The following is an 18,557-nucleotide window of genomic DNA, read 5'->3' as shown; positions in this document are numbered from 1 at the left end:
TGCTGTGCCGATGCTCTATCTTGCTTCCCGCTCCCCCCGACGCAACCAGTTGCTGGCCCGACTCGGACGCCCCTTCCAGGCCCTGGACCTGGAGGTCGTCGAGCAGCGCGCGCCCGCTGAAAGCGCCGAACAGTATGTGTGCCGGGTCGCCGCCGACAAGGCGCGCGCCGGCCTGGCCCGGATGCTGGCCGATGATCCGCAGGCGCGGGTGCTCGGCTCGGACACCGAGGTGGTGCTGGACGGTGAAGTGTTCGGCAAGCCGGCCGACGCCGCCGGCGCCCGCGCGATGCTGGCGCGCCTGGCCGGGCGCACCCACCAGGTGATGACTGCGGTGGTGGTGGTCGGCGCCGACGGGCTGGACAGCGAACTGGTCATTTCCGAAGTGACCTTCGCCCCGATCGCCGCCGCCGACATCGCCGCCTATGTCGCCACCGGCGAGCCGTTGGACAAGGCCGGGGCCTACGCCATCCAGGGCGGGGCCGAGCGCTGGATCGAACATCTTTCCGGCAGCTACTCCGGCGTCATGGGGCTGCCATTGCTGCATACCGATCGTCTGCTGGCGCGCTGTGGCGTGCTGGCCCCCACTGCCGATGCCGCCAGGGAGGCTGCCGATGTCTGAGGAAATCCTGGTCAATGTGACCCCGCGCGAGACCCGGGTCGCGGTGATCGAGAACGGCATGCTGCAGGAACTGCACATCGAGCGCGGTTGGCGCCGGGGTGTGGTCGGCAACATCTACAAGGGCAAGGTGCAGCGGGTCATGCCCGGCATGCAGGCCGCGTTCGTCGAGGTAGGCCTGGAGCGCGCCGCGTTCCTGCACGCCAACGACGTGGTGCGCCCGGCCCCGGTGGCCAGTGCAGACACCGAGAACACGACCCTGCCGCCGCCGGCCAGCGTGCCCATTGTCGAGCTGCTGCGTGACGGCCAGGACATCGTGGTGCAGGTGGTGAAGGACCCGATCGGCACCAAGGGCGCACGCCTGACCACCCAGATCAGCATTCCGTCGCGCTACATGGTGCTGCTGCCGCAATCCAAGGTGGTGGGGGTGTCCGCGCGCATCGAGGATGAAGCCGAGCGCGCCCGCCTGAAGGCCCTGGTGACCGAGCTGTCTGCGCAGCATGGCGGCTACGGCTACATCGTGCGTACCAATGCCGAGGGCCAGCCGGCCGAGGCCATCGCCGAGGACATCGCTTACCTGTCGCGGGTCTGGAACGTGGTCGAGCGCCGCGGCCGCGAAGCGGCCTCGTGCAGCAACATCTATGAAGACCTGAGCCTGCCGCTGCGTTCGGTGCGCGACCTGATCCGCAAGGACGTGGACAAGGTGAAGGTGGACTCGAAGGAAACCTTCGCGCAGCTGCAGGCGTTCGTGGCCAAGTACATGCCGGTGCTGGCCGAGAAGCTGGAACTGTATTCAGGCGATCGCCCGATCTTCGACATGTTCGGGGTGGAGGACGAGATCGGCCGTGCGCTGGACAAGCAGGTGCCGCTGAAATCCGGTGGTTACCTGGTGATCGACCAGACCGAGGCGATGACCACCATCGACGTCAATACCGGTTCGTTCCTCGGCCAGCGCAACCTGGAAGAGACGGTGTTCCGCACCAACCTGGAAGCGGCACAGGCGGTGGCCCGCCAGCTGCGCCTGCGCAACCTGGGCGGCATCATCATCATCGACTTCATCGACATGGACGATGCCGAGCATCGCCGCCAGGTGCTGCGCACCCTGGAAAAGGCGCTGGCCCGCGACCATGCCAAGACCACGGTGTACGACTTCTCGCCGCTGGGGCTGGTGGAGATGACGCGCAAGCGCACGGTGGAAAGCCTGGAGCGCCAGCTGTCGGAAACGTGCCCGCAGTGCAGTGGCCGTGGCAGCATCAAGACCACCGAAACGGTGACCTACGAGATCTTCCGCGAGATCACCCGTGCCGTGCGCCAGTTCGATGCCGCACGCCTGCTGGTGATCGCCTCGACCAAGGTGGTCGCGCGCATCACCGACGAGGAATCCTCGGCGGTGGCCGAGCTGGAGGAATTCCTCGGCAAGAGCATCCGCTTCCAGGCGGACGAGCAGTACCTGCAGGAGCAATTCGATGTCGTTCTGCTCTGATCCTCGCCGGCCGCAGGCCGGCGGTGGCCGATGAGCGCGCCGCCGCGCCTGCGACTGCGAAGGATCCGCCGTCATTTCATTGCCGCCTGCGCGGTAGGCCTGGTCGGGCTGGCACTGCTGGTGGGTACCCTCAGCCAGCTGCTGCCGCTGGCCGAGCGTCACCCCGACAGGATTGCCGCCTGGCTGAGTGAGCGTGCCGGCCAGCCGGTGCATTTCGACCAGCTGCAGACGGCCTGGACCCGGCGTGGTCCGCTGCTGCAGCTGAAGGGCCTGCGCATCGGCGCCGGTCAGGGCCTGGCCATCGGCGAGGCCGAAGTGCTGGTGTCAATGTACAGCGGGATGCTGCCTGGTCGCTCGCTGACCGAGCTGCGCCTGCGTGGCCTGGCACTGGACCTGCAGCAGGGCAAGGACGGCCGCTGGTCGGTGCGTGGCCTGCCGAAGTCAGACACGGGCGGTGACCCGCTGGACGCGCTGCGCCGGCTGGGCGAGCTGCAGGTGATCGATGGCCGCTTGGGTGTGCATGCACCGGGACTGGGTATCGATACCACCCTGCCGCGTATCGATCTGCGCCTGCGCGTCAATGGCGACCGCCTGCGTGTGGGCGTGCGTGCCTGGGCGCAGACCGATGCCCTGCCGCTGACCGCAGTGCTGGACGTGGACCGCGCGCGCGGCAACGGGCAGGCCTGGTTGGGTGCCGATCCTGTTGATTTCCATGCCTGGTCGCCGTTGCTGGCAGCTGGTGGCGTGCGCCTGCGCGAAGGCAAGGGTGAGCTGAACCTGTGGCTGACCCTGCGCGACTTCGCGCCGGTGGCGCTGACCACCGATTCGGACCTGCGTGACGTGCGCGTCGACGGTGCACCGATGCCCGACGTGGCAACGCCGCGGTTGCAGCTGCAGCGCTTGCAGGCGCGCCTGCGCTGGCAGCGCCAGGCCGATGGTTGGGCGCTGCAGGTACCGCGCCTTCGTTTGAAGACCGAAGACGGCGAACAACAGCTCGATGGCCTGCAGTTGCAGGTTGGCAGGCAGCTGCGGGTGAGTTCCGGCGAAGTACAGGCCGGTACGGCGCTGCGTGCGCTGGCGCTGAGTGATCGCCTCGAGCCAGGCCTGCGCCATTGGTTGTTCCTGTCCAAACCGCAGCTGGATGTGCGAGAGCTGCAACTGGCCGGCGAACGTGATGGCCCGTTGCGGGCACAGGGCGAGCTGCAGTCGCTGGGCTTTGCCAGCGTTGGCAATTCTCCGGGTCTGCGCGGCCTGGGGGGACATTTCGAGGGCGACGCCGATGGCTTCAGCCTGCAGCTGCAACCGCAACGGCAGCTGCAGTTCGACTGGCCCACCGGCTTCGGCGTGCGGCATGACCTGCACCTGGCGGGCCAGATCGTGGGCTGGCGTGACGAGGCCGGTGGCTGGCGTATCGGCACTGCGGCGATGCGCGTGGAAGGCACCGACTACGCGGCCGATGTGCGCGGTGGTGTCTGGTTCCAGGGCGACGGCACGCGGCCCTGGCTGCAGTTGGCGGCCAAGCTGGACGATGTGCCGATGACGGCGGCCAAGCGCTTCTGGATCCACTCCAAGATGAGCAAGGGCGCCACCGACTGGCTGGACATGGCGCTGGCCGGCGGCCAGGTGCGCAATGGCATCGGCCTGGTCAGCGGTGACCTGGACGACTGGCCGTTCGACAACAACGATGGCCGCTTCGAGGCCACCGGCCATATCGCCAACGGCGACATCCGCTTCCAGCACGACTGGCCGCTGATGCGCCAGGTCGACGCCGATATCGCCTTCATCGGCCCCGGCTTCGACATGCATGGGCGCGGGGACCTGGCCGGTGTAGCGGTGCAGAAATTCGAGGCGGGCATCCAGGACTTCGGGCAGCAGCCGCTGTACGTGCGTGCCGATGCGCAGAGCGAGGCCGGCAGACTGCTGGCAATGCTGCGGCAGAGCCCATTGCACAAGGACTATGGCGACACCCTGGACAACCTCACGGCTGCGGGCCCGGCGCATGTGACCTTCGACCTGCTGCAGCCGCTGCACCACGATGAAGGCGGCGGTCACCTGCAGGGCACGGTCGACCTCAATGGTGTGAAGCTGGTGGACAAGCGCTTCCAGCTGGCCTTCGACAACATGCATGGGCAGGCGCGCTACAGCAATGGTGGCTTCGGTGCCGAGGAACTGGCGGTGCGCCACCTCGGTCAGGACGGCCGCTTGAGCCTGCGTGCCGGCGGCTACGTGCACGACAGCAGGCTGGCGTTCGAGTCGCAGCTGACGGCCAACCTCGATGCCGGTGTGCTGATTGACCGCGCCCCGGAAATGGCGTGGCTCAAGCCCTATATCGCGGGTAACTCGCCCTGGACCATCGCGGTCAACCTGCCCAAAGTCGCACCGGGAGCGCCCGCACCGCCCAGCGAACTGCGCCTGAGTTCGGATCTGGTAGGAACCCGCCTGGACTTGCCGGCACCGCTGGACAAGCCGGCCACCGAGCCGCTGGCGACCACGGTGGCCGCGCAGCTGCCGATGGGCGCTGGTCGCATCGATGTGGCCTTTGGCCAGCGTCTGGCCCTGGCCGCGCGCAGCCACAACAACCGCACCGGTGTGCAGGTCACCCTGGGCAGCGACCATGCCGATCGCGAGCCGCCGCCCAGCGGACTGTCCGTCAATGGCCGCAGCCCGACTCTGGATGCGCTGGAGTGGATCAGTCTGGCCCGTGGTGGCAACGACGATGACGGCATGCCGCTGCGTGCAGTGGACGTGCAGGTCGGCAAGCTGATGCTGATCGGCGGCGTCTTCGAGCAGACCCGGTTGCAGCTGCAGCCGGGACCGCAGGCGCTGGACGTGCGCCTGGAGGGACCTTCGCTGGCCGGTCGCCTGACCGTACCCAACGCCGAAGGAGGCACCATCAGTGGCCGACTCGACCGTGTGCACTGGCAGTCGCTGCCGCCGGCGCCGGGCGCGGCCGCGCCAGCCCGGGTGCAGGCCGGCGCCAACGACATGGACCCGGCCAAGCTGCCGCCGTTCGCGCTGGACATTGCCGACCTGAAGTTCGGCAAGGTGGTGCTGGGCCAGGCGGTGCTGCGTACGCGGCCGCTGGCCAATGGCCTGAACGTGGACGAGCTGCGCTTCCGCGCGCCCGATCAGGAGATCGACATCAGCGGTCGCTGGCTGGGTCGCACCGGTGGTGCCCGCACCGAGCTGACCGCGCAGGTGCGCAGCGAGGACTTGGGCGCCCTGATGCAGAACCTCGACTACGGCGGCCAGCTGCGTGGCGGCTCTGGCCAGGCGCAGCTGCAGGCCTCCTGGAGCGGGGGGCCGTCGGACTTCCAGCTGGCCAATCTGCAGGGCAGCCTTGATCTGCACGCGCGTAATGGCCAGCTGCTGGAGCTGGAGCCGGGCGCTGGCCGTGTGCTGGGCCTGCTCAGCGTGACCCAGCTGCCGCGGCGCCTGATGTTCGACTTCCGCGACTTCTTCTCCAAGGGCTTCGCGTTCAACCAGGTCGACGGCAGCGTGCAGTTCGGGCAGGGCATGGCCCGCACCGACAAGGTACTGATCGAGGGCCCGGCGGCGAACATCACCATCCGCGGCCAGGCCGACCTGCGCAACCAGCGGTTCGACCAGACCATCGATGTCAACCCGCGCGCCGGCAACCTGCTGACGGTGGTCGGCGCGGTGGCCGGTGGCCCGGTGGGCGCGGCGCTCGGCGCGGCCACCAATGCGGTACTGTCCAAACCGCTCGGCGAGATCGGCGCCCGCACCTACAAGGTGACCGGTCCATGGAAGGAGCCGAAGGTGGAAGTGATCGAACGCAGCCGCGACAAGACCCCGCCAGCGCCCGCGCCGCGCCCGGCCCCGGCCGTTCTGCCGCCCGTTACCGACCTGCCACGCTCACGCTGAGCGTGGACCTCCTGTTCACGGGGCTTGCCTGAGCGCCCCAGCACCCCCAGATCGAGAACCATGACTGATATCGCCCTGACGCTTGCCCAAGATCGCCTGCTGCGCCCCGGCGGGCTGGATACCGCTGGCCTGGAGCGCACCTTCGGCCAGCTGCTCGGCCCCGGTGTGGACTTCGGCGACCTCTATTTCCAGCACGCCCGCCGCGAGAGCTGGAGCGTGGAAGACGGCATCGTCAAGGACGGCGCCCATTCCATCGAGCAAGGCGTGGGCGTACGGGCGATGTCCGGCGAGAAGACCGGATTCGCCTACTCCGACGACATCCATGCCGACGCGCTGCTGGCCGCGGCGCAGTCGGCGCGTGCGATTTCGCGCGAGGGTGGCGCGCAGTCCGGGCGCTCGCTGCTGCGCGGTAATTCACGCGCGCTGTATCCGGCGCTGGATCCCATCGATGGCGTCGGCAACGAGGCAAAGGTCGAGGTGCTGAAGCGCCTGGACGGCTACCTGCGTGCCGCCGACCCGCGCGTGAAGCAGGTGATGGTGAGCCTGTCCGGCGGCGTGGACACGGTGCTCATCGCGCGCAGCGACGGCGTGCTGGGCGCTGACGTGCGCCCGCTGGTGCGCCTGAACGTGCAGGTGATCGTCGAACACAACGGCCGCCGCGAGTCCGGCTATGCCGGTGGCGGTGGCCGCTATGGCTACGGGGAACTGTTCGCTGATGGCCGCCCGGAAGCGTTTGCGCGCGAGGCCCTGCGCCAGGCGCTGGTGAACCTGGACGCCGTGCCGGCGCCGGCCGGCGTGATGCCGGTGGTACTGGGACCTGGCTGGCCCGGCGTGCTGCTGCATGAAGCGGTCGGCCACGGCCTGGAAGGCGACTTCAACCGCAAAGGCACCAGCGTGTACGCCGGCCGCATCGGCGAACGCGTGGCGGCACCGGGCGTGACCATCGTCGACGATGGAACCCTGGACGGGCGTCGCGGTTCGCTCAACATCGACGACGAAGGCCACCCGAGCCAGTGCACCACGCTGATCGAGGACGGCATCCTGGTCGGCTACATGCAGGACAGCCTCAACGCACGCCTGATGGGCATGGCACCGACCGGCAACGGGCGTCGCGAATCGTTCGCGCACCTGACCATGCCGCGCATGACCAATACCTACATGCGCGCCGGCCAGCACGACCCGCAGGAAATGATCCGCTCGGTGAAGAAGGGCCTGTATGCAGTGAACTTCGGCGGCGGCCAGGTCGACATCACCAGCGGCAAGTACGTGTTCTCGGCCACCGAGGCCTACCTGATAGAGGATGGCCGCATCACCGCGCCGGTGAAGGGGGCGACCCTGATCGGCAACGGTCCGGAAACCATGCAGAAGGTGCGGATGGTCGGCAACGACCTGGCCCTGGACGAGGGCGTGGGTATCTGTGGCAAGGACGGGCAGAGCGTGCCGGTGGGTGTCGGCCAGCCGTCGCTGTTGATCGAGGGCATCACCGTCGGCGGTACCCAGGCCTGAGCCGGGCGATGGCCAGCGCCACCGCCCCGGCCGGCGTGGACTCAGTCCTCGTCGGCTTCGTCGCTCTCGACGGGGTCGGCGTCTTCGGCGCTGGCCTTCAGGCCCAGCGCGGCCGGCAGCATCAGGGCACGCAGCACCTGGAAGATCTCGCGGTAGGCGCGCGGCGGCTTGTTCTTGGCCTTCTCGGCCTGCGCATTGCGCACCAGCGTGCGCAGCTGCTGGCGGTCGGCCTGCGGGTAGTCGTCCAGCAGTGCAGCCAGCGCCTTGTCACCCTCGGCCAGCAGACGCTCGCGCCAGTCTTCCACGCGGTGCATCATCGCCACTTCGCGGCGGCCGGTTTCGCTGTTGGCATCCAGCGCATCGCGGATCGCATCCAGCGTGGCTTCTTCTTCGCGGCGCATGTGCTTGGCCAGGAACGCCAGCTGGCGCTTGTGGGCGATGTGCGCGGTGATGCGCTTGCACTCGGCGATGTGCGGCAGCAGGTCTTCCGGGATCGGCAGGCGCGCCAGCTGGGCCGGTGTCAGCGACACCAGTTTTTCGCCCAGGGCCAGGACGTCGAGCGCGTCGCGCCGGTTCTGGCTGCGGCTCTTGTCGTGGAATTCACCGGTTTCTTCGTCGCGTCCGCGCATCGTCCATACCTGATTTCAAAAAAAGTCGCCCGGCGTGATGCCGGGCCCAACCCGTACAGGATAAAGCATTGAACGTGATCGCCCCTGAAGCCGCCGTCGGCGACGACAGCCCGGCCCGGCTGGAACGGCTGGCCGACCTCTCCCAGCAGCTGCTCGACCGCGCCCGCGCGCTGGGCGCCAGCCAGGCTGAAGTCAGCTGCAGCGAAGACCGCGGGCTGGAGGTGAATGTCCGCCTCGGCGAGGTCGAAACCGTGCAGTCCACCCGCGACCGCGGCATCGCCGTCACTGTGTATTTCGGCCAACGCAAGGGCAGCGCCAGCACCGGCGACCTGAACGAGGCCAGCCTGGCGGCCACGGTCGAGCAGGCCTGCGCCATCGCCCGGCATACCGAAGATGACGCGGCCGCCGGCCTGGCCGAGGCGGCCCTGATGGCCACCCACTTCCCGGACCTGGACGGCTGGCACCCGTGGGCGCTGCAGGCCGACGAGGCGGTGGACCTGGCCCTGGCTTGCGAAGCCGCAGGCCGTGAGGCCGATGCGCAGATCCGCAATTCCGACGGCGCCTCGGTGTCGAGCATGCAGAGCCTGTCGGTCTATGCCAATTCGCATGGTTTCATCGGCCGTGAGCGCGGCACCCACCATTCGGTCGGTTGTGCGCTGATCGCCGGGCAGGGCGATGGCATGCAGCGTGACGGCTGGTACACCAGTGCGCTGGCTCGCGAGGACCTGGAGGACGTCGACCTGGTCGGACGTCGTGCCGCCGAGCGCACTGTCGCCCGCCTGCAGCCACGATCGCTGGCCACCGGCAGCATGCCGGTGCTGTTCGCCCCGGAAGTGGCGCGCAGCCTGGTCGGGCACCTGCTGTCGGCGGTGTCCGGCGGTGCTCTGTATCGCCAGGCCAGCTTCCTGCTGGACAGCGTTGGCCAGCGCCTGTTCCCGGAATGGATGCAGATCGAGGAGCTGCCGCACCTGCGCCGTGGCCTGCGCTCGGCAGCCTTCGACGGCGACGGCGTGGCCACCCGGGCCTCGGCTCTGGTCCGCGACGGCGTGCTGCAGCGCTATGTGCTGGGCAGCTACTCGGCACGCAAGCTGGGCCTTCAGACCACCGCCAACGCCGGTGGCGTGCACAACCTGCAGTTGGCGGCCAATGCCGGCCCGCTGCAGGACATCGCGCGGCAGATGGGCGATGGCCTGCTGGTGACCGAGCTGATGGGGCAGGGCGTGAACGGCGTGACCGGCGACTATTCGCGTGGCGCGGGTGGCTTCCGGGTCGAGAACGGCGAGATCCAGTACCCGGTGGACGGCATCACCATCGCGGGCAACCTGCGCGAGATGTTCAGCAGCATCGAGGCGGTCGGCAGCGACGTCGATCCCCGTTCGCACATCCGGACCGGTTCGATCCTGTTGGGGCGGATGACCATCGCAGGTAATGATTGATGCCGTCGATGGCGTAAGCTATGCCCGCCTGACGCAATCAGCTGGGTGCTGGTTGGTCAAGACCACCCAATGAAAAGGAGTTTTGTCGTGAGTGAATTCGATAACGTCCCGCCGCCGCCACCGGCCACCGCCGACGTTCCGGCCGACCAGCGCACCATGGCCCTGGCCGCGCACCTGCTGGGCATCTTCACCGGCTTCATCGGCGCGCTGATCATCTGGCTGATCAACAAGGACGATGCTGGCAAGGCCTTCGTGACCGACCAGGCCAAGGAAGCCCTGAACTTCCAGATCACCGTGACCATCGCCATGGTCATCAGCATGATCCTCACCATCGTGATCATCGGCGTGTTCCTGGCCCCGATCGTCGGCATCATCAGCCTGGTGTTCAGCATCATCGCTGCGGTCAAGGCCAACAACGGCGAAGCCTACCGCTACCCGTTCGCGCTGCGCCTGATCAAGTAAGATCGTCTGCACGCGGAACTGAAAACGCCCGGCACTGCCGGGCGTTTTCGTGTGCGGGGAATGCCGGGCCGCGTGCAGCGATCAGTGATCGCGTTCCACCGCCAGCGTCGCCAGCGCGCGCAGCGCGTCGGCTTCCTCGCCATACCTGGCCAGGATCGACTGCATGCGCGCTGCGAGCTCGTGCAGCTGGGCCTTTGCGCCGTCCATGCCAAGCAGGGCGGGGAAGGTGCTCTTGTCCTGCGCCTGGTCCTTGCCGGCAGTCTTGCCCAGCTGTTCGGAACTGGCTTCGACATCGAGGATGTCATCGCGGACCTGGAAGGCCAGGCCGAGTGCATCGGCGAAACTGTCGAGCTGGGCCAGCTGCGGTTCGTGGGCCTGGCCGCACAGCGCGCCCATGCGCACTGCCGCGCGGATCAGCGCGCCGGTCTTCAGCGCGTGCATGCGGGTCAGCGCCGCCAGCGTCTGCTGCTGGCCGGTGGCATCGATGTCCAGCGCCTGGCCGCCACACATGCCGGACGCGCCTGAGGCGTGGGCCAGGGTCTGCAGGCAGGCCACGCGCAACGTGGCCGGCAGCGGCGCATCGGCCAGCAGGCCGAAGGCGCGGGTCTGCAGGGCGTCGCCAGCAAGGATCGCGGTGGCTTCGTCGAAGGCGACGTGGGTGGTGGGCTTGCCGCGACGCAGGGCGTCGTCATCCATCGCCGGAAGGTCGTCATGCACCAGCGAATAGGCATGGATCAGCTCGACGGACATGGCCGCCGCATCCAGGCTTTCCGGCTGCGTACCGAACAGGTGACCACTGGCGTAGACCAGCAGGGGCCGCATGCGCTTGCCGCCACCAAGCACCGAATAGCGCATGGCCTGATGCAGGCGCTGCGGCGCCTCGGCAGGCGAGGGCAGGGCGGCATCGAGCTGGCTTTCGATACGGTCACGCCAGCGCGCGAACAGAACCTCAGCCGTCATGGCTGGGCGGGTCGAAGGGCTCGGAGGCTTCCGGCTGCGCCGGATCACTGAGCAGGCGCACGCGCAGTTCGGCCTGCTCCAGTGCCTGCTGGCACTGGCGGTACAGACCGACACCACGCTCGTAAGCACTGAGCGAAGCTTCCAGGCTCAGCTCGCCGGTTTCCATCTGCTCCACCAGCTGCTCCAGCGATTCGAGCGACTGCTCGAACTGGGCGACGGGGGAGGCGTTTTCGGGGGACTTCTTGGCCATGCGGCAAGTGTGGACGGGCCGCGCGCGGGGGTCAATTCACCAGCCGCCGGGACGCCACCGCAGCTGTGCCTCGTTGGCCTGCAACCAGGCCTGCAAGGGCGCGGCGATGACCACGTCGGCGGCGGCCAGCAACTGCGGGCCATCGAAGATCAACGGCAGCTGCGCGCGTCGCCAGGGGGCGAGGTGCTCGCGCTGCAGGCAGTCCTTCAGCGCGTGCGAATGCTGGCGACCCTGCAGCAGGATGCGCTCGCCGCCCGCGCGTGCACGGACCTGCAGTGGCTGTTCGAAAGCGCCGGCGCCCAGCAGGCTCAGCTGGCCACCGTCGGGCAATGGCAGCGGTGCACGGCCATCCCACTCGGCCTGCCAGTCGAGGGGCAGCGAGGGCAGCCGGGCCGGCAGCAGATAGGCGTGGTCGCGCCATTGCTGGATCACGTGCTGCTGCCAGCGCACACGCGCCTGGCGGTCGGTGTCGGCCGGCAACAGCTCCTCCAGCGCCTGCTGCAACACCGAGGCCGGCAACGGTGCCGCATCATGGCCCAGCACCCACGCGCGCAGCACGCGTGCTGCGCGGCGCGGCGACATCTGGCGCAGCAGTTCCAGTGACAGCACGCGCGGTGCCACTTCCAGATGCGCGATCAGCTCGGCGTCTTCCTCGTCCAGCAGTTCGCGGGTCTGCCGGCAATGCGTCGCGCTGCCCGCCAATGCTGCAGCCGCATGCGGCCAGCGCTGGCGCAGCAACGGCAACACCTGCAGGCGCAGGAAGTTGCGATCGGCGTGGTCTTCCGCGTTGCTGGGGTCTTCGATCCAGCGCAGCGCGTGCTGGCGCGCGTAGTCGAGCAGTGCACTGCGTGGTACCGCCAGCAGCGGGCGCCACAAGGGATGTTCGCCAAGGCGGCTGTGCGTGGACATCGCCGCCAGGCCATCGACGCCAGAAGCGCGCAGGGCGCGCAACAGGAAGGTCTCGGCCTGGTCGTCCTGGTGCTGCGCCAGTGCCAGCGTTTCGCCTTCGCGTAGCTCAGCCGCGAACGCGGCACGTCGTGCCTGTCGCGCGGCACCTTCGGTGCCCAGGCCTGTGCCGTTCTCGACCTGCACGCGGTGCACGGCCAGCTCAATGCCCCAGGCGTCGCATTGCTGCCGGCAGTGCAGCACCCAGTCATCCGCATCGGGTTGCAGGCCGTGATGCACGTGCACCGCGCGCAGGGCGGTGCCGGAAGTCTGCGCGCAGCGCCACAGCCAGTGCAGCAGCACGGTGGAGTCGACGCCACCGCTGTAGCCCACCAGCAGCGGCGCATCCAGCGGAACGAGGGCAGGGAAGGCAGTCACGGTGGCAAGTATAGGGTTGCTCGGCAGGGCTGCGCCCTGCACCCGCTACGATCCAGAGGAACAGCAACAGCAACAGCAGAAGCTGGTTTCCTGAGGGTAGGCGGGGTGGGTCCGGTTGCGGGAGACGCCGTAAACCCGTCCTTGGGGGCTTGGCCGCGGCATCCATGCCGCGGACACTCCCGCAACCGGACCCACCCCGCCTTCGACAGTTTCCTGCGAACTGTCGGGTTGCTCATGGGGTCAGATCCGTTTTCCTGCGGAAAACGGATCTGACCCCGGATTCAATTCGATATCTGACAGATACGATCCACGCAAAGCGTGGATGGTCCAACCGTCACCGGAAAACTGTCGGGGGTGGGGCGGTGTGGGTGGGCAGGACCGTTGGCGCCATGGATGGCGCCATCGAGCCCCCAGGGATGGGTTTACGGCGTGTCCTGCCCACCCACACCGCCCCACCCAACTCACAGGAAACCAGAGCCGCTTTTGATCTTGCTTTGGCGTCTGCAGGTGCAGGGCGCAGCCCTGCCAAAAACCCTACTTCACCCGACGACCCGAACGGTCGATGCGGAACCACTCTCCGCCTTCCATCGGCGTGTGGCCATCGGCATCCGGCGTACCACGACGGCAACCATTGCAGACCTCGGCCACGCCGTCCTGGAACGGCCATGCGAAATCGAAGGTGCCGGGCACCACCTGGCGGAACGTCAGGTCGAAGTAGCCCACGCGGTTGCCGACGCGGGCGCGCAGCAGGCCTTCCTGCGGCGTTTCCGGGCCGTTGTCCCAGGTCAGCACCGGCAGGCTGCGGCCCTTGCGGTCGACGTAGTGGAAACCCTGGTCGGCGTACACCACTGCCAGGCCGTGGTCGTCGTAATTCAGGTCCTTCAGCGTGTCGGCGCTGATCTTCGGCCGGTGATCGATCACCTCGCAGTTGGGCAGTGGCCACAACCCGTGTTCGTCGGTCAGCAGCTTGCATGCCGGTGCCTGTGCCGCTGCAGTGGCGCTGACCAGCACGCCAAGCAGGGCCAGCGACCGCGCGAAGCGGCCGCTGGCAGCGTCAGGGCGGGCCTGCCGTGCGATCACTTGGCCTCGGCCTTGCGCTCGAACGCGGTCGGTGCCGGCAGCTGCACCGGCACGCCCTTGTCATCGCAGGTGCCGGCCTGGCACAGGCGCTCGCGCAGGGCCGGGGTGGCCTGCACGATCATGTGATAGATCGCGTTCTGTTCCAGCGTGCCGCGGATCGCCTTGCTGCCCGGGCCGCGTGCCCAGATGCCGACGTCCTCGCCACCGTGCGATTCGGACTTCATCGGCACCAGTGCTTCCTGCATGTAGTCCGGATGCTCGGTGTCGACCTCGCGCAGATTCGGGCGGCCGTTGGCCGGTTCGAAGCTGCTCGGGTTGTGCGGGTAACGCTTCGGGCCGGCCGGCTGCTGGTTGCTGCTGCCGGTGTGGCCCGGGCCGTTGGCGTAGCTCAGCGTGGTGTACGGCTGGCCGGTGCCGTCCAGCGCGTAGTCCAGCTTGCCGGCGCCGTCTTCGCCGCCCTTGTCCTTCACCTTGCCCAGGATCGGGTTGCCACGTGCCGGGTAGCCGACGAAGTTCAGCGTGTGCGAGTGGTCGGCGGTGACGATGATCAGGGTGTCGTCGGCGGAGGTCAGTTCGTTGGCCACGCGCACTGCGTCGGACAGGGCCACGGTCTCGGTCAGTGCACGGTAGGCATTGCCGCTGTGGTTGGCGTGATCGATGCGCGCGCCTTCGATCATCAGCACGTAGCCTTCCTGGTGCTTGGCCAGATTCTTGATCGCTGCGGCCGTCAGTTCGGCCAGGCTCGGCTCGCCGCCCGGATCCTGCGGGCGCTCGTACTCGTAGCGCATGTGGTCCGGCTCGAACAGGCCAAGGATGGCCGGTGCGTTGGCGGCGGCGGCCAGCTGCTTGCTGTTCCACACGTAGGCACCCTGCGGGTGCGCCTGCTGCCATTCCTGCACCAGGCTGCGGCCATCCAGGCGCTGGCCGACCTTGTCGTCGTATTCCGGATCGCGCTCTTCCACGGTGGTGAATTCACCGCGGCCGCCACCGAGGGCGACCAGGGGGCCGCGGCCATAGCGTGAGGTCGACAGCAGTTGCTGGGCGATGTCCTTGCAGCCGGCCGCCTTGGCCGCTTCGGTCAGGTCGGTGTCGTTTTCCCAGTTGCGCTCGGGCGAGTGCGCGTAGGTGGCGGCCGGGGTGGCATGGGTCAGGCGCGCGGTGGAGACCACGCCGGTAGCCAGACCGGCGCTGTCGGCCAGCTGCAGCCAGGTCAGCAGGCCCTTGGACAGGCTGTCGGCACAGTCGGTGCGGCTGCCGGCGCTGACGCCGATCGCACCCATGTGGGTCTTCACGCCGGTGGTGATGGCGGTCATGGTGCCGGCCGAATCGGGCGTCTGCGAATCGGTGTTGTAGGTCTTGCTGAATGCCGTGGCCGGGAAGCGCTCCCAGGACAACAGGTTCTCTTCACCGGAGCCACCCTTCTGCTGGCCCTCGTAGATGCGCGAGGCGGCCACGGTGGTCAAGCTCATGCCGTCGCCGAGGAACAGGATGACGTTCTTGGCCTTGCCGGACATCGCACCGTTGGCGGCGGCCTGGGCGGCGCCACTGCGGTACCACCACTGCGGGGTCTCGCCGGCCGGGTGGGCGACGGGGTCGACGGCGACCTTGAGGCTGGCCGGGGCAGTGGCGGGGGTGGTGCTGGCGCAGGCGCCCAGCAGCAGGGTGGTGGCGCAGGCGGCCAACAGGGAGACGGAACGGCGCATGGACGCTGGGATCTCACAAACTGTAACGGGACGTTCATTATGCCCGCCCTCGCAAGGCACGCCGATGACACACTGATTTGCCGGTCGGGCGGTCGTTCCCCAGCCGTTGATGGGCTATCGTGCCAGCATCCCTTCCTTCCCTCTGGATTGCCTATGAAGCTGGTCTCTGCCTGGCTGCGGATTCCATTCTGGCAGCGCGTGGTCGGTGGCTTCGTGCTCGGCGCGCTGGCCGGCTGGGCGCTCGGCCCGGCCGCGGAAACGTGGTTCGGCCCGCTTGGCGAGCTGTACGTCACCCTGATCAAGATGATCGCCGTGCCGCTGGTGTTCTTCGCGGTCATCAATGCGATCTCCTCGCTGCACGGCCAGAAGTCGGTTGCCGCGCTCAGTGGCCGCACCTTCCTGTGGTTCGTGATCACTGCTGCGTTGGCGGTGTGCGTCGGACTGGGCGTGGGCACCGTGCTGCAGCCCGGCGCCGGTGGCCTGCAGCTGACGATGGCCAGCAATTACGTGCCGCGCGAAGTGCCCAGTGTGGTGCAGGTGCTGCTGGACGTGGTACCGGCCAATGTCTTCTATGCGCTGTCTGGTATCGGCACAAAGGTCAACGCGGCCGGCGAAACCGTGCTGGCCGCCGGCCGTGGCTCGATCCTGCCGGTGATCTTCTTCGCTGGCCTGGTCGGCTTCGCCATCGTCAAGCTCGGCGAGAAGGTGACCGAGGCGCGCAAGCTGGTCGGCCAGATGAGCGACATCATGATCCAGGTGACCCGCTTCGTGCTGGAAGTCACCCCGATCGGCACCTTTGGCCTGATCGCCGGCCTGGTCGGCAGCTACGGGTTCGAGAAGCTGCTGCCGCTGGGGCATTTCGTGCTGGCCCTGTACGTGGCCTGCGCCCTGCACATCGTGGTGGTCTACAGCGCACTGCTGTTGGCGCACGGACTGAACCCGCTGAAGTTCTTCCGTGGTGCGGCGCCGGGCATGCAGGTTGCGTTCGTCAGCTCTTCCAGCTTCGCGGCGATGCCGGTGGCACTGCGTTCGATCACCCACAACCTGGGCGTGAACAAGGATTACGGTTCGTTTGCGGTGCCGCTGGGCGCCAGCATCAAGATGGACGGCTGCGGTGCCATCTACCCGGCGCTGTGCGCGGTGTTCATCGCGCAGTACAGCGGTGTGCCGCTGACCCCTGAACAGTACGTGGTGGTGCTGATTGCTTCGGTGCTGGGCAGCTTCGGTACGGCCGGTGTTCCGGGTACCGCGGTGATCATGGCTACGGTGGTGCTGAGCGCGGCCAACCTGCCGTTGGAGACGATCGGCTACCTGTATGCCATCGACCGCATCCTCGACATGATGCGCACGATGACGAACGTGACCGGCCAGATGCTGGTGCCGGTGATCGTGGCCAAGGAAACCGGGCTGCTCGACCAGGCGGTGTATGACAATCCGTCCAGCAATGTGGGTGTGGACGACCCCGATCCGACGCCGCCACGCGGCTGAGGTTGCGTGGAGATGAAAGGCCCGCCCTGAACGGCGGGCTTTTTGTCTGGGAGCTGGCTGGCGCGGTGGCGGTCAAGCCGGGTCTGGTAGATCCACGCCACGCGTGGATGGAGGCGGTGCCGACCAAGATCGGCAGCTACCCACCATTGCGCGGGCTTAACAAAAAAGCCGCTGCAGGGCAGCGGCTTTCTCGTGTCAGGCGGCGTGGTAGCGCCAACCGGCCAGATCAGAGATCGACCCGGCGGGCCTGCATGAACTTGTTGCCCCAGTAGCCGCTGAGCAGGGTGTCCACGCGCACGTCCTTGCCCGAGCTCGGTGCGTGCAGGAAGCGGCCATCACCCACATAGATGCCGACGTGATCGACGCGGCCCTTGCGGCCGAAGAACACCAGGTCACCGGCGGCCAGCGCGGTGCGGTCGTCGATCAGTTCGGCGTTGTCGTCATGTGCCATTTCGCGCGAGACGCGCGGCAGCTCAATGCCCAGGGCCGAGCGGAACACGTAGCCGACCAGACCACTGCAGTCGAAGCCGCTGTCCGGGTTGCTGCCGCCCCAACGGTATGGGGTGCCCAGCAGGGTCATCGCGCGACGCAGCAGCGACTGCACCTTGCCATTGTCGGCCGCGGTGCCGACAACGCTGCCATTGGCAGCGCTGCTGGTGTCGTAGTTGGCGAGGAGGCGGCTGAGGTCACCGGCCACCACGGCCGAGCGGTCCATCAGCGGAATGGTGTCGTTGGCGGCCAGGTGAGGCAGCAGGGCGGCCAGGGTAGCGCTGGCGGCGGCGTCGACGCGGCTGCGTTGCGGAGCGGCAGCCTCGGCCTTGGCGGCCGGTCGGGCGGTGCTCTCGGCCACCGGGGCCGGGCTCACATCGGAACGGTTCGGAGCAGTCTGCGACCAGGCCGGAAGGCTGGTCAGACACAGTGCCAGGCCAAGCAACAGCGGGCGGGCACTACGTGAAGATACGGAAGTCTGGCCTTCGCTTTTCAGGTCGTCAGTCGTCACGCGTCGGTCACAGGAAAAAAACGATGGGGCATCATGCCCTGTAAAAGCGCGGATAAGTTAAAAATTCCGTTAGTAATTCGTTAGTTGCATGGTGATGTTCGTCACAGTTTTGAACATATCGCCTGTTCATTTTAGCGAAGGACGCGTTTCGCCCCTGTGTAGTGGTCCTTCCAGTAGGGACCGCTGAGCGAGTCGAGGCGCACGGTGCCGCCGGTGCTCGGCGCATGCACGAAACGCCCTTCACCGACATAGATACCGACATGGGTGACGCTGCCGCGGCTGCCGAAGAACACCAGGTCGCCGGTGGCCAGGCGCTGCGGATCGATCTTCGGACCCTGTACCGCCGCTAGGTCGCGCGAGGTGCGCGGCAGTTTCAGGTCCAGCATCTCGCGATAGACATAGGCCACCAGGCCGCTGCAGTCGAAGCCGGAATCCGGGGTGTTGCCGCCATAGCGGTAGGGGGTGCCGACCAGGCTGATGGCACGCATCAGCACCGAGTTGGCCGCCTCGGGGTTGTCCGGTACGGTCTTCGGCCAGTTCGCGGTCGGCGGGGGCGGAGCGGGGCGGGTGGCCTTGCCGCCGCCGCAGGCGGTCATCAGCACGGGCAGGGCCAGCAGCAGGGCCGGGGCGAGGAGCCGGCGCAGGCCGGACGAAACTGGCGTGATGTGCATGTTCTCCGGATAATGCGCCACCTTGGGATTGGCCGTCATGATGGCGGCGTCCCCGCCGGGCGACA

At 67.9% G+C, this 18,557-nt stretch carries 15 protein-coding genes; 7 read left to right on the top strand and 8 right to left on the bottom strand.

Features of this window, described 5'->3' with window-relative positions:
* The first annotated feature begins 10 nt into the window (after nt 1–10).
* Genes AC5P6S_RS00765 through tldD form a run of 4 tightly spaced genes read left to right on the top strand, consistent with a single transcriptional unit; the run spans nt 11 to nt 7,490 of the window.
* A complete protein-coding gene (locus AC5P6S_RS00765; RefSeq protein WP_065183444.1) occupies nt 11–619 on the top strand; it encodes a Maf family nucleotide pyrophosphatase in 609 nt (202 codons plus the stop codon).
* Complete coding sequence (gene rng / locus AC5P6S_RS00760) at nt 612–2,099, top strand: ribonuclease G (RefSeq protein ID WP_005410529.1); 1,488 nt, start codon at nt 612–614, stop codon at nt 2,097–2,099. The genes AC5P6S_RS00765 and rng overlap by 8 nt, the downstream gene beginning before the upstream one ends.
* A gap of 30 nt (nt 2,100–2,129) precedes the next feature.
* On the top strand, nt 2,130–5,984 hold the full coding sequence (locus AC5P6S_RS00755) for a YhdP family protein (protein ID WP_495204428.1): 3,855 nt from the start codon (nt 2,130–2,132) through the stop codon (nt 5,982–5,984).
* A 60-nt stretch (nt 5,985–6,044) separates the two neighbouring features.
* A complete protein-coding gene (tldD, locus tag AC5P6S_RS00750; protein WP_012480923.1) occupies nt 6,045–7,490 on the top strand; it encodes a metalloprotease TldD in 1,446 nt (481 codons plus the stop codon).
* A 41-nt stretch (nt 7,491–7,531) separates the two neighbouring features.
* Here tldD and yjgA read toward each other — a convergent pair whose 3' ends face one another.
* Nucleotides 7,532–8,119 (bottom strand): ribosome biogenesis factor YjgA, encoded by a 588-nt coding sequence (yjgA, locus tag AC5P6S_RS00745; protein ID WP_012480922.1) that lies wholly within the window; start codon nt 8,117–8,119, stop codon nt 7,532–7,534.
* 68 nt (nt 8,120–8,187) lie between these two features.
* On the opposite strand from yjgA, the gene pmbA reads away from it, so the two are divergent.
* A complete protein-coding gene (gene pmbA / locus AC5P6S_RS00740) occupies nt 8,188–9,555 on the top strand; it encodes a metalloprotease PmbA (RefSeq protein ID WP_065183446.1) in 1,368 nt (455 codons plus the stop codon).
* Nucleotides 9,556–9,642: 87 nt separating this feature from the next.
* Nucleotides 9,643–10,017, top strand: coding sequence for a DUF4870 domain-containing protein (locus AC5P6S_RS00735; protein ID WP_005410524.1), 375 nt, complete (start codon nt 9,643–9,645; stop codon nt 10,015–10,017).
* An 81-nt stretch (nt 10,018–10,098) separates the two neighbouring features.
* Here the strand turns inward: AC5P6S_RS00735 and AC5P6S_RS00730 are convergent, their stop codons facing one another.
* The 5 genes from AC5P6S_RS00730 to AC5P6S_RS00710 form a co-directional block, all read right to left on the bottom strand.
* Nucleotides 10,099–10,977: a polyprenyl synthetase family protein gene (locus tag AC5P6S_RS00730; protein WP_012480920.1), complete on the bottom strand. Its 879-nt coding sequence runs from the start codon at nt 10,975–10,977 to the stop codon at nt 10,099–10,101.
* Entirely contained in the window at nt 10,967–11,227 is a 261-nt protein-coding gene (locus AC5P6S_RS00725; RefSeq protein ID WP_005410522.1) for an exodeoxyribonuclease VII small subunit, read from the bottom strand. The genes AC5P6S_RS00730 and AC5P6S_RS00725 overlap by 11 nt, the downstream gene beginning before the upstream one ends.
* Before the next feature lie 36 nt (nt 11,228–11,263).
* Nucleotides 11,264–12,550, bottom strand: coding sequence for a tRNA lysidine(34) synthetase TilS (gene tilS / locus AC5P6S_RS00720; RefSeq protein WP_196769506.1), 1,287 nt, complete (start codon nt 12,548–12,550; stop codon nt 11,264–11,266).
* Nucleotides 12,551–13,084: 534 nt separating this feature from the next.
* Nucleotides 13,085–13,630 (bottom strand): WG repeat-containing protein, encoded by a 546-nt coding sequence (locus AC5P6S_RS00715; protein WP_012480918.1) that lies wholly within the window; start codon nt 13,628–13,630, stop codon nt 13,085–13,087.
* Nucleotides 13,627–15,333 (bottom strand): alkaline phosphatase, encoded by a 1,707-nt coding sequence (locus tag AC5P6S_RS00710; RefSeq protein ID WP_005410519.1) that lies wholly within the window; start codon nt 15,331–15,333, stop codon nt 13,627–13,629. Before AC5P6S_RS00710 ends, AC5P6S_RS00715 begins: the two co-directional genes overlap by 4 nt.
* Before the next feature lie 153 nt (nt 15,334–15,486).
* On the opposite strand from AC5P6S_RS00710, the gene AC5P6S_RS00705 reads away from it, so the two are divergent.
* On the top strand, nt 15,487–16,821 hold the full coding sequence (locus tag AC5P6S_RS00705; RefSeq protein WP_005410518.1) for a dicarboxylate/amino acid:cation symporter: 1,335 nt from the start codon (nt 15,487–15,489) through the stop codon (nt 16,819–16,821).
* A gap of 226 nt (nt 16,822–17,047) precedes the next feature.
* On the opposite strand, the gene AC5P6S_RS00700 is transcribed toward AC5P6S_RS00705, so the two are convergent.
* Together AC5P6S_RS00700 and AC5P6S_RS00695 are read right to left on the bottom strand one after the other, a co-directional pair.
* Nucleotides 17,048–17,821, bottom strand: coding sequence for a C40 family peptidase (locus tag AC5P6S_RS00700; protein ID WP_495204427.1), 774 nt, complete (start codon nt 17,819–17,821; stop codon nt 17,048–17,050).
* A gap of 131 nt (nt 17,822–17,952) precedes the next feature.
* Nucleotides 17,953–18,531: a C40 family peptidase gene (locus AC5P6S_RS00695; RefSeq protein WP_005410516.1), complete on the bottom strand. Its 579-nt coding sequence runs from the start codon at nt 18,529–18,531 to the stop codon at nt 17,953–17,955.
* Nucleotides 18,532–18,557 lie beyond the last annotated feature (26 nt).

Source organism: Stenotrophomonas sp. YJH_SMC_119 (assembly GCF_059368315.1).
Note: the sequence above shows the minus strand (reverse complement) of the source record. Positions and strands in the feature narration are given on the sequence as shown.